10 protein-coding genes and 2 pseudogenes are annotated in these 10,751 nt (G+C 66.2%); 4 read left to right on the forward strand and 8 right to left on the reverse strand.

The window, feature by feature from the left end:
* Window positions 1–453 precede the first annotated feature (453 nt).
* The 3 genes from C3488_RS08740 to C3488_RS08750 all read right to left on the reverse strand — a co-directional run bounded on the left by C3488_RS08740 (window position 454) and on the right by C3488_RS08750 (window position 2,807).
* Window positions 454–654 (reverse strand): hypothetical protein, encoded by a 201-nt coding sequence (locus tag C3488_RS08740; protein WP_103838751.1) that lies wholly within the window; start codon window positions 652–654, stop codon window positions 454–456.
* A gap of 341 nt (window positions 655–995) precedes the next feature.
* Window positions 996–1,529, reverse strand: a complete 534-nt coding sequence (locus C3488_RS08745; RefSeq protein ID WP_103838752.1) for a DUF1707 domain-containing protein — start codon at window positions 1,527–1,529, stop codon at window positions 996–998.
* 609 nt (window positions 1,530–2,138) lie between these two features.
* Window positions 2,139–2,807 carry a hypothetical protein gene (locus C3488_RS08750; protein ID WP_181138937.1) on the reverse strand — a complete coding sequence of 223 codons (669 nt, stop codon included), beginning with the start codon at window positions 2,805–2,807 and terminating at the stop codon, window positions 2,139–2,141.
* A gap of 697 nt (window positions 2,808–3,504) precedes the next feature.
* Between C3488_RS08750 and C3488_RS08760 the strand changes: the two are divergent.
* Together C3488_RS08760 and C3488_RS41450 are read left to right on the forward strand one after the other, a co-directional pair.
* Window positions 3,505–5,012: pseudogene (locus C3488_RS08760) on the forward strand (ISL3 family transposase).
* A gap of 63 nt (window positions 5,013–5,075) precedes the next feature.
* Window positions 5,076–5,309, forward strand: a pseudogene (locus tag C3488_RS41450) (hypothetical protein); the annotation flags it as partial.
* Window positions 5,310–5,731: 422 nt separating this feature from the next.
* Here the strand turns inward: C3488_RS41450 and C3488_RS40070 are convergent.
* The gene (locus tag C3488_RS40070) at window positions 5,732–6,226 is read right to left on the reverse strand and encodes a hypothetical protein (protein WP_146067849.1); all 495 of its coding nucleotides are present in this window, start codon (window positions 6,224–6,226) and stop codon (window positions 5,732–5,734) included.
* Window positions 6,227–7,557: 1,331 nt separating this feature from the next.
* Here C3488_RS40070 and C3488_RS08775 point away from each other — a divergent pair.
* A complete protein-coding gene (locus tag C3488_RS08775) occupies window positions 7,558–8,265 on the forward strand; it encodes a hypothetical protein (RefSeq protein ID WP_103838765.1) in 708 nt (235 codons plus the stop codon).
* 278 nt (window positions 8,266–8,543) lie between these two features.
* Here the strand turns inward: C3488_RS08775 and C3488_RS40075 are convergent, their stop codons facing one another.
* The 4 genes from C3488_RS40075 to C3488_RS08785 form a co-directional block, all read right to left on the reverse strand.
* A complete protein-coding gene (locus C3488_RS40075) occupies window positions 8,544–8,924 on the reverse strand; it encodes a hypothetical protein (RefSeq protein ID WP_146067850.1) in 381 nt (126 codons plus the stop codon).
* 486 nt (window positions 8,925–9,410) lie between these two features.
* Window positions 9,411–9,797 carry a hypothetical protein gene (locus C3488_RS08780; RefSeq protein WP_258053342.1) on the reverse strand — a complete coding sequence of 129 codons (387 nt, stop codon included), beginning with the start codon at window positions 9,795–9,797 and terminating at the stop codon, window positions 9,411–9,413.
* Window positions 9,798–9,858: 61 nt separating this feature from the next.
* On the reverse strand, window positions 9,859–10,065 hold the full coding sequence (locus tag C3488_RS42535) for a hypothetical protein (protein ID WP_374955404.1): 207 nt from the start codon (window positions 10,063–10,065) through the stop codon (window positions 9,859–9,861).
* Window positions 10,034–10,243 (reverse strand): DUF6881 domain-containing protein, encoded by a 210-nt coding sequence (locus C3488_RS08785; protein WP_181138938.1) that lies wholly within the window; start codon window positions 10,241–10,243, stop codon window positions 10,034–10,036. Before C3488_RS08785 ends, C3488_RS42535 begins: the two co-directional genes overlap by 32 nt.
* Window positions 10,244–10,420: 177 nt before the next feature.
* Between C3488_RS08785 and C3488_RS41045 the strand changes: the two genes are divergently transcribed.
* The coding region (locus C3488_RS41045; protein WP_219822302.1) for a hypothetical protein at window positions 10,421–10,751 on the forward strand (331 nt) is incomplete at its 3' end.

Below are 10,751 nucleotides of genomic sequence, written 5' to 3' on the forward strand. Positions count from 1 at the left end.
CCAACCGACTAATGTGCTGTCCCATGAGATGTCCCCGCTGCGGGACCTGCTGGAGGGCTCGGACGGCGAGTTGGTCTGCCGGGTTGGAGGCATGGAACTGCCCCGGGCCGTCCAGCGGGAGCTCGCCGAGCGGGTCACTGGCGATGGCAGTCCGGAACCCCCGTCATCCTTTCGATGGGGCGGACTCTGGCACTGCCCAGCCGACGGTACATGTATGCACGAGGAACAGGGGCGGGTGAGCTGCCAGTCGCGGAGGAGGACGACTCCTAAGGCTCCGCTCAGCCGGTAGCACGGTCGCCGAGTTGGAACAGAAGCCGAAGAAGTGAAGGGCCGGGTCCCTAACCTGCGGCCGTGTTATCGATCAACGCTGCGACCTGCGGCTTGGCTGTCGCTGGTTGTCAGCGTTGGTCGTCGTTGAGCGCCCTTCGACGGCCCCGGAACGGCCCGGCAAAGCTAGAACGGCCGGAACGACTCGTGCGTCCAGCCGTCTGGCAGCTTGTTCACGAAGAATGCGTAGATCGGCCCGTGAGCGGACTCGGTGACGACGCCCTCCCACTGATCCAGTTCGTAGTGCAGGTAACGGCGCAGCAGGTTGGTGAACTGCTGAAACTCTTCGTCTGACAGCGGGCCCGTCTGATCCTGTGCAGCGTCCATGCGGCTCAAGGTATCCGGAGGGAAGGAGAACCCAGCTCCCATCCCGTCTGCCGTCGACCCACGCCCGCTCGGCTCTGCCTGGGTCGATGACGGGCGGGAAGGGAGCTTCCCGCGCACGCCACACTCCGGCCGGCACTCGCGAACGGCGCCCCTCCATCTCGGTTGCGGGCACACCGTGGTGGGGCGGTTCGATCGTCCCATGCCACTGCCGTGCCGGGCCGCCGAGCGCTGCTGCCGTCTGCCGTCGTTGCCGTCAGCGTTGCCGTCACTGCCGCCGGTGGGAAGCGTCCTCTATAGAGGACACATGTGTCCGAGATGCTCGTCCTGGTACCGGAGGGGCCTCAACGCCGCGCGTGGCGGATCTTCAAACGTCCATATCCCATAGCCCCGGAGATCCGGATCTTCGGCCCGCCGGGGCGGGGACGGCGCTGGGGCTTATAGAGCAGGTCCTTCCACCCGGTCCTCAGGTTCTCGACGTCAACGATCGTGTCGCGAGGCACCGTGATCTTGGCTCTGCCGGTGCCAAGTTGCAACTCGATGTCGACTACCGGATGCTCGATGACTGCTCGGGACAGGTCCAGGTGCACCCTTCCGAATGCGGACTCGACCTTGAGGCTCCGAGGTACCCGCCATGCGCCGCGCCGCTGGATCCGTCCGCTGGCGGCGGCAATCGTGGACGTGGTGCTCGCATTCCCCTCCGGGAGCGAGGCCACAGCCGACATGAGCTCGCTGTGCGTCTTGGCGGTGAGTACCTGGTGGAGGCCTCCGTCCATCTCCTCGTGCGAGATGTGCCCTTGGGCGTACGCCTCCTGCAAGCGCTGCACGGCCGTGTCGCGGTCCTCTTCAGTGATCCGTAACGGCGAGTCTTCTGGCAGATGGGTCGCCGCCTCACTCTAGTGCCGTAACCGGTGATGCGAACACGCCAAGGTGGGCGTAGCGACTTTGGCCGGGAGCTGCTTTGGGGCGAGTGATCACGGCCTCGTAAGCTTGCGGCGCGTCGGGCAGTCTGTGGGCCTGCCCGTTAAAGCACGACGTTGAGGCCAAGATCTTCGAGGCTCGCGCCAAAGTGGCTGGCTAAAGTCGCGGAGCCGACCGCCCCAGCCACAGCGGGTTCCCATCTCTGCCCGCATGCACGCAGCGCGCCGCCGGTCGCGGCCAGCCGGGGCGGAGACAGGAGGCAGGCCGCGCCGCAGAGGCGGCGCGCGCCCGCGCCGTGCGCGGGCCTCGAATGAAGTAGGGAAAGTCTCAGAAGCTGTGCTGTACCGATGTTGGTGTCGGTCGCTCTAACGTGAGTCCCGGTGACGTTCCTCGGCTGAGTGGTCTTCGGCAGGGCGGCGCATGAAGGCGGGCCTCTTGGTAGCTCGGAGGTTGTTGAAGCCACGAGCAGCCCCAGGAGGCCCTGCTGTTGCAGTGTTTCGCGTTCGTGGCCGCGGAGTCCACCTCGTGTCGACGACGCGTGAGGCCTGACCCTCTGACGGCGGATATCAGCTCGTCAGCTGTGAGACGCCGATGATCTGGTCCTTCGGCGGAGCCTGGACGGTGACGGGGTCGTCGTAGCCGGAAAAGAGCGCCGTGCCGGCGTCCTTGCCGGTAGGCCTTGCGATCTTCAGCGGATACGGCGTGCCGGTTGCTGCCACGTAGAGGTACATCAGCGAGCCGTCGGTGTCACGGCCCTTCAGTACCACCGTTGGCACTCCGCCCATCGTCGCGGTGCCGGACTTGGCGATGTCGGTTTCGTTGTCGTCCGTCGCTACCTCCTTGAGGAAGGCGTTCAGGTCGCAGAACTTCGCCAGATCCTTCATGTCCGCCGAGGATGTGAGGTTGAGCCACTTCCCCGCGAGCCGCTTCCTCGCGGCGGCGGGGACGCCCATTGCTGTGATCATGGCCTGGTCGGGCTGCATCAGGACCTGCCCGTCCGACTTGATCATGTGGAAGCTGCCCTGGGCGCCCATGCTCAGCCGGTTGTCGCAGTGGCCTACCCGGTCCATCCTCATGGTGCCGCTCGTTTTGCCGTTTCCCTTCGATTCGAGGGTTATGGTCAGCGACGAGGCATGCTTCAGCGCATTCTCCGCCTTGTCGGAGATCTGCTGGGCGGTGAGACCGGTGAGCTGCGAGGTCGGCGCGGTTGAGGGCTCCGCGGGGGTGCCGCCCACTCTGGCGGAGGCCGCGGTATGGGACCCGCACCCCGTGGCGAGTGCGGTGAGTGCGGTGCAGGCAAGGGTGGCGGTGAGGAACCGCAACGGGCGCATTCTGCCTCTTTCTGGATCAAGTCTGTGACCGGCCTGAGAAGGCGGCACGAGAAGGTAACACGGCTGTCTGGGGTGCCCATTGCCCTGCGTTATCGGGCACTGATCCGCCGACAAGGAAACGCTCATCCCGGTCCCGCCACCTGCGTCAGCACCGTAGGCACCTACGTCCAGACATGCCGATCGCGGAGAGCTGTTGTCGTTCCGATCTTGAGGGGTGGTGCGCGTCGAACGGGAGCCTCGATCGAGTGATGCTGCTGGCCGCGGGCATGAGAACAGGGCCTCTTGGTAGCTCGGGGTTGCGAAGCCAACCGAGATCCGGGAGACCCTGTTGCGGCAGTTGTGCGTGCTCGCGCCGGTGGAGTTCAACTCCGCTGCACCGACGTGTGATTGTGTCGCTCACCGGTTCGGGAACGCGGCCGATCATCCGGAACGCGTTCGGCGGTACCCCTCAGACATGACGGACGCGGAGTGGGCCGTGGCCGGGACTGTAAATCGTTCGGCTCTTCCAAGATTTTCGTAGGCGTTGATCGTTCCGGTGATCTGCCACGTGGAGGGGGCCGCTGCTGCCAGGCTGCTGACGTGTGATGCCGCTGTTGAGGAACTGCTGCCCCAGCTCGTGGGGTTAGGGATCGAGCGTGTGGATGCCAGCCCGGTGATGTTGAGAATCACCGCGCTCACCAGGAATGACGTGTCCCAGGCCTGCCCGGGGTGCGGACAAAAGTCGGACTGGACGCACTCGCGCTATGCGCGGCATGTCGCGGACGAGGCGGTCGGCGGACGGCCGGTGGTGATCGATCTGTCGGTACGGCGGCTGTACTGCGAGAACCCCGCCTGCCCAAGGAAGACGTTCGTCGAGCAGGTCGACGGGCTGACGGAGCGCTATCAGCGCCGGACCCCGGCTCTGCGGCGGATCGTCGAGGCGGTCGCGGTGGCGCTGGTGGGTTCGGCCGGGGCCCGGTGCTGGCGGTGCTGCACCAGAAGCTGTCCTGGGCAACGGTGCTGAACTGCCTGATGCGCATCGCGCTGCCGGACCGGCCGCCGCCCCTGGTGGCCGGGATCGACGAATTCGCCCTGCTCAAGGAACACCGCTACGCAACGAACATCATCGATGCCTACAGCGGGCAGCGCGTCGACGTACTGCCCGACCGGAAGGCGGCCACCGTGACCGCCTGGCTGCGCGAGCATCCCGGCGTCCGCGTGGTGTGCCGCGACGGCTCGGGCGCCTTCGCCCAGGCCACCACCGACGCCGACCCGACGATCGTGCAGGTCGGCGACCGCTGGCACCTCTGGCACGGCCTGGCCGAAACAGCCCTGAAGGAGATCGGCGCGCACGCCTCGTGCTGGAGCAAGTTCGGCCCGCCCCTGCGCGAGGGCAAACGCGCCGCCACCACCCGGGAACGGTGGCGGCAGGTCCATGACCTCCTCGACCAGGGCGTCGGCCTGCTCGCATGCGCCCGGCGTCTGGGCGTCTCCCGCAACACGGTCAAGCGCCACGCCCGCCACAGCGAGCCGGACCGTATGGTCCGCGCCCCCGTCTACCGGGCCTGCCTCGTCGATCCCTACCGCGACCACCTGCACAAACGACGAGCCGAAGACCCGGCCGCCCCCGTCACCCACCTGCTGGCGGAGATCCGTGAGCAGGGCTATACCGGCAGCGCAAACCTCCTGGTCCGCTACATCAACCAGGGCCGCGTCGAGGCCGACCACGCCGCCCTTTCACCCCGCAAAGTCACCGGCCTGCTCACCCGCCACCCCGACCGCCTCGACGACGACCAGCACACTCTGCGCGGCCAACTCGCCCACGTCTGCCCCGAGATGGCCGTGCTGGCCGGCCAGATCCGTACCTTTGCCGACCTGCTCATCCCGCGCGAGGGCAACGCCGAGACGCTGACGGCCTGGATCACCCGGACCCGCAGCGCTGACCTGCCCTTTCTCCACTCCTTCGCGAACGGCCTGGAACGTGACCGCGCCGCTGTCGACGCCTCCCTCACCCTGCCCCACCACAACGGCCGCACCGAAGGCACCAACACCAAGATCAAGCTACTCAAGCGGCTGATGTACGGCCGCGCCAGCCACCGCCTCCTGCGTCACATCATCCTGCTCAACTGACGCACGGTCACGGACGATCAACGCCTACGAAAATCTTGGAGCAGCCGCTCGTTTGACAGACCCACCGATGACAGGGACGGCTACATGTCCCGCCTGGCGGACAACATCGAAGCGGTGCCACTGGGAACAGCAGCTGAGCTGCTGGAGCAGGCCTTGGAAGCCCTCGACGACCAGGACGCGGGTCCGGATGACATGCGACGGTTGGCGAAGGAACTGACCGGGGCATTGCGAGACGTGCTTCGCGTTGCGACCAGTCGCGGTCACCTCCTAGCAGCGAGTGAAACGCGCTGCCTCTGAAGCGGTGGCTGCAAACGGCGCCTGCCGACGACGACCTGTCGTTCCACCTCCACGGGAAGAGGAGCCCGGCGACCCGCCCAGGCTCCTCTCTTCGTCGCGCCACGCCGGTCCCGATTGATACGCCGTGCGCGCGCCGTGATGGAGAAGGAACTTGGCGAGCTCTGCGCTTTCGATGGTGACGCTGGCAAGCACTGCCCCGACAGGCTGACGTGAGTCCCCGCCGAGGATGGTCATCACCCTCGTTCAGTGCGTTGTGCCCTCAGCTTGGGAAGCTGCGAGAATTTGTGGCTCGAACGGACTCTGAACTGCGCAAACAGCAGCGGTGCGTCCCCGTCGGGCTTGGTTGCTTTTACTGTGTTTCCCCGCTGTTCCCCGCACGTACTGGTGCGCTTGTGGTGCGGCCGCTGAGACAAGGCGCCGAGTCAGTGCTCGCGGCGGCCACACTCAGATGGGTAGAGGGCAGAACCCGGAACCGGCTCGGACGGTGCCTGCCCGAGTTCGATGCACGCGCGCCTCGACGTATCAGTGGTCAGCGCGTTGATCCGGACGTTTTGGGCAGGTTCGAGGGGTGGGGTGCGCAGTTCGGCTTCGACTGGCGTCTGGAACGGTGCGCCCTCAAGGACGGCGATGGCGATCAGGCTGCTGTCGTCCTGGAGCTCCGCCTCCTCGATGGTCAGCCGCCAGTGGAGTTCTGCCTTTGCCATGAGTTGCTTGCCGTGGACTCCATGGGTGAGAAGAGCGCTGCGGCGACCGCGGATATGCCGGGCTATGGCACAGCAGAGCGGGACGTTGGCGCCGTAGGGAGTGCCCACCCGGTTGTGGCCGGCGGTCGGGAAGTGGTCCAGCGCGTTGGACAGGAGCCCCAGGGCTGCGTCCTTGATGCGCGGTCGCTGGCCGTGCTCGACGAGGTCAAGCAAGATCGGGTGGCAGGGTAGGCAGCTGGGAACACCATGGCGGCGTGGCCGCAGACGAAGCCGCTATCGGCGAGGAGGGATGCCGCGTCGCCGGTCTCGTTGGCGGTGGTGGAGACGGTCAGACGGTCAGCAGTCGCAGTGCGTGTGCGACGCGCTCTGGATCGTCGCACCGATGCCACGTCGGGTTGGGTATCACCGACCAGTCCACAGCGTCTATGGCGTCAAGGGACACGTCTGCATTCTGCCGCGCCGGTGTGGCGTGCTCACGCGATTCTGGCGCTGTGGGCTGAGCCCTGAGCTTGGGAAGCTAAGGTGATCTAGGGTTCGCTGCCTCGCTGACCTGCGGCGGAGGTTGCCTACGCCAGATGGGCGGGTCCGCTGATTCCCCGGTGTTCCCCCCTGGCTCCCCGCGCGATCTGGCACGCGACTGGCACGGCCTCTTCGTGGACCATGAACGCTGTGGCGGCTGAGGTTTTCCGACTGGTCGAGACAGCCGGTTCCACCAGATGAGGGGCGTGTCTAGGATCTGCTCGTGCCCCCGATAACGATCAAGATGCCGAAGCGTCGCCGCGTCATTGCCGTGCTCTATGCCCTGTATTGCTGGGCGGTCTCCGCTGCCGTCATCTGGGCGTCGGGGGGTTTGTTGAAGACCGTAGGGGGCGCACTCCAGGTTTTGGGTATCGCCCTCATCGTGTGGGGACTGGTTGTGCTGTGGGGCTCGTGTGGGGCGACGACGGTCGGACCGGAGGGAATCGGCCAGCGCTGGCCCGGGTTGAGGCGAACGATCCCATGGGAGAAAGTCGACGATGTCGTGGTGGTGCGACTGGTGGGCTTCAAACGCCGCCGACAGGTCCGGGTCAGCCTGAGGGGAGGGCGAAGGTGCCATCTGGTCGCGCCTGTGGACGGACTCCGGAAGCCGACGACCCTGACTTCGACCAGGAGGCGGCGCGAATCGTGGACTATTGGGAATCGGCGAGACTGCCGTCCGGCCAGTCGCTCTAGTGGGTACAATCCCACACCCACCGCGCACGTGAACGGCCCCTGACCAGGCAACTCGGTCAGGGGCCGTCGTGCTGTCCACTCTCCGTGATGGCCCGTCGTTCCCCGATGTCCCCGCTCGATCGGGCACCGGAAGGGCACGGGGCTTCTGATCCGTAGCGCTCTGTGGATCGGTCGGAGGCAGTCATACCGGTCGCGTCTGAGCCTCTGAGGGACGCTAGCGGGTGGGGGCGGTGCTGTTGTTGCTGTACTCCGGCGCTGTACTGCGCTCCTTGGCGTTGCTGCCGAGCGTATTGAGAGCGGCCTCGGCGTACCGATCGGGGATGATCTGTCGCATGACGAAGGTGGCAGGCTCGGGCGCCGACGACGGTCACGGGTGGGCTGAGCGTTTGGCGTGGGCTTACGGCTTGATAGCACCGGAACCCGGCGAACGTGCCGCTGCACTTGTCCGCCTGGCCAGTGCTCGTGCTGAGGTCCGGACTGCTCGTGCCCGGTTCAACGAGGCCTGGCGCCTCACCTCAGGGTTGGGGCACGAGGCACAGTGCCGGGAGCCGGTGCTCGTAGCCGCCCGAGAGGCATACGACCAGGTCGCCGGTCGTTGTCTGCCGGAAGCGCTGTGGAACACGCCGATCTCTGGGGGCATCAGCACGTGGTCGGGGCTGCCCTTTGCGCTGCTCTTCCTGGAGTGGGAGGCCCGGTATCCGCAGGAATGGACACAACACGCCAAGGCGTGGGGTACGAAGCAGACGCTCATACGAAAGCTGGCTATCGGCGGCCATGGTGAAGCGGTCAGAGGCAAACTCGTCGATCTCGTCGATCTCGTTGTCCAGCGTGCCTACCGCTGCAAGGACCGTGAGTATGTGCGTGTGGCACGGGCCGTGGACGGAGACGACCTGCGTGACAGACTTGACGGGGCTCACCGTTCGGACGATCCGTGGGCACAGCTGCACGCAAGCTACGTGCTTTGGCTGCTCGACCATCCGGAGATACCCAACACCCGACACGTCTGGCGCGCATGGCTTGCCGACTCCAGCAGCCAATGATTCACCTACACCCAGCCCACTCCCAACCGTCCGCCGACGGCCCACACGCTTTCCAACTGTGTTGGTGGGGCGTTGGGGGTGCGTGCAGGGGCGTTCACCTGCGTTCAGGAGTGGCTGGCTCCGGGTGCTGAAAGGGCTTCCGGCCTGGTCTGAACAGACGTGAACGAGGCTGAATGAGACGGAAACTGAGACGACGGCTGCCACGCTGGTTGGGGCATCGCGCGCAGTCGGTGCCGGAGGCGGTCCCCCCGTCTTCCACCTGCGGCGCCTCGCTCCGACTATTCGGCGGTGTGGCCGTGCTGCCGATTGAGCGCTCGCCACGTCTCCGTCGCTGACAGCGTGACGGCGCCGATCCAATCTGGATCGTCAGGGTCGTCCCAGACCGCAGGGTCCTTGAGGACCTCTGGGACCTCCGCGCGGGGTATCGGCGGCCCGTATGTCGCGCCTGCCTGCCCATCCGGTGCTCTCCAAGGTTCGAGGCGATGGACGTGCACCCAGCCGCGGTCAACGAGGCCGAGGACAATGCGCGGGAGATCGACAGCGTGGCCGTCTTCGTCTTTGCCGTTCGTCGCATAGGCGAGGATGCCCCACGCCTCGCTGGCGCAGACCATCAGATCGCGCTCCACTGAAGTGAGCGCTGCCCATGGTGAATCAGCCATGCGGAGAGCATGTCACGTGGACCGGTGGGGGTGCCGCCGGGGAGTTCCCGAGTGCCGTTGTCGGCGCGGCGGGAGAGATCTCCCCGAGCGGTCGTCCGCCGGCTGACCCCTCGCCCCAGGAATTCGACACGCATTCGGCACAGCCACCCGCGAAAACCCGGTGACGGCCGGACAGCCCTGGAGTCTTCCTTTGATCATCAAGGGGGCGTCCGGGGCTGACTCGGCCGAGCGATACCGGCTCTGACCAGCAAAAATCCCTCCCCGAGGGGAGGGCTGAAACGGGCGCCCCCGGCGGGACTCGAACCTGCGGCCAAGCGCCTAGAAGATGCGGGCACGCCTTGGTGGGGCCGTCCGATCGGCCTACTCCGGCACCGTGCTGGGCCGTCGAGTGCCGCTGCTGTACGCCGTCGTTGCCGTCAGCGCTGTCGTCATTGCCATGCCGGGCGGCACCGTTCGGGCCTGTTGGCGTCGGCCACCGTTGTCAGATCACTGCTGGGCGCGCGACCAGTACTCCCGGACTATGGTCAGGTTGCGCTCGAACAAGGGATCGTACCGACGAGAAGTGAAGATCCCAGGTATCGCCAGGGACCGCCTACTGACCCGTTCTACGCGTACTTCCCACCATTTGCCGCTGCGGGTTGCATGGCTCTTCGTCTCGATGCCTGTGACCTCGCTCCACGCAATCGAGCGCCGACTGACGAAGGTATGGAACTTCATGCCGTGAGACGTCAGGAGGGTCCTGCCGTAACCGCGGTTGATCATGTAGAAGAGCCCGCTCGACCATGCTGTTCCGATCGCAGCCACCCACCACCAGGACTCCGCCGCTGAAGAGCGCGGCTTTGCCTGGGCGCTCAAGAAGACCGCGACAGCCATGCCTGCAAAGATCAGTGAGAGGACTGCTGTCCACCACCAGTTGCGGCGTCGGGCTCCAGCATCAAGGCCTATCCAAGTCTCCGGCACGGGGTGATAGTAGGGCGGTTCCTCGGGCATCGCCGTACTGCTGGAGAGCAGGCATGGGCGGCAGCGCGCCTCTTGCTGCCGCCCAGGCCTGCTCGAACTCCTCGGCTGGGATGACAGCGGCGGTGAACTCCTCCTGCTCGTTGATCTCCTCAAGCGGAGGCACAGGCGCCTCTCCCAACATTGTGCTCGGACTCCACCGCGAACTCGTCCGCCCAATCGAGCCGGCCACCACGGAAGACCTCGACCTTGCGGACCTCGTACCGGTCTTCGCCGACCTCGCTGAGGATCCCCACCGGCTCATCGGGGAAGTCGTGATGCCAGATGACCTTGAGATACCACACGATGTTGCCTGCCTCCACGTCCCTAGTTTGGAAGATCGCGTATGCGGGTCTGGGCTGACCTGCCACGTCCCCCACCCGGGACGGAGCACGGCGGGGCCCGTCGTTCCCCGTGGTTCCCCGCAGGGTTCCTCCGGAACGGGCACCCAGCGGGCACGCATGGGTAGGTTGTCAGCAGTCAGCCCAGGGGAGGCTTCGGTGATCCAACCTACGGTGTTCGGCGTCTCTCGCCTCGGCTGCTGGGTTGCCGTAGACGCCGAGTTCATCACCATTCGTGGAATCTTCCCCTACCAACGGCGTATCCCCACCCAGCGAGTGGTGGCGATCACCGGTGGCGGAACCCTAGTGGTGTGGTCCAACGCGCGTGGGCGACTCCGGCGAAAGAGCATCGGCTTCTTCGGGCCTGGGTACCGTGGGATTCCCAGGAGCTACAGCAGAGGCCAAGCACTGCAGGACTGGTTCATCGGCGCCCTGCAAGATCGATTCGGCGGCGGCAAGAGGGTCGTCCAGCATATGGAAGATAGGGCTC

The organism is Streptomyces sp. Ru72, from assembly GCF_002920635.1.
In the GTDB taxonomy this organism is placed as follows: domain Bacteria; phylum Actinomycetota; class Actinomycetes; order Streptomycetales; family Streptomycetaceae; genus Streptomyces.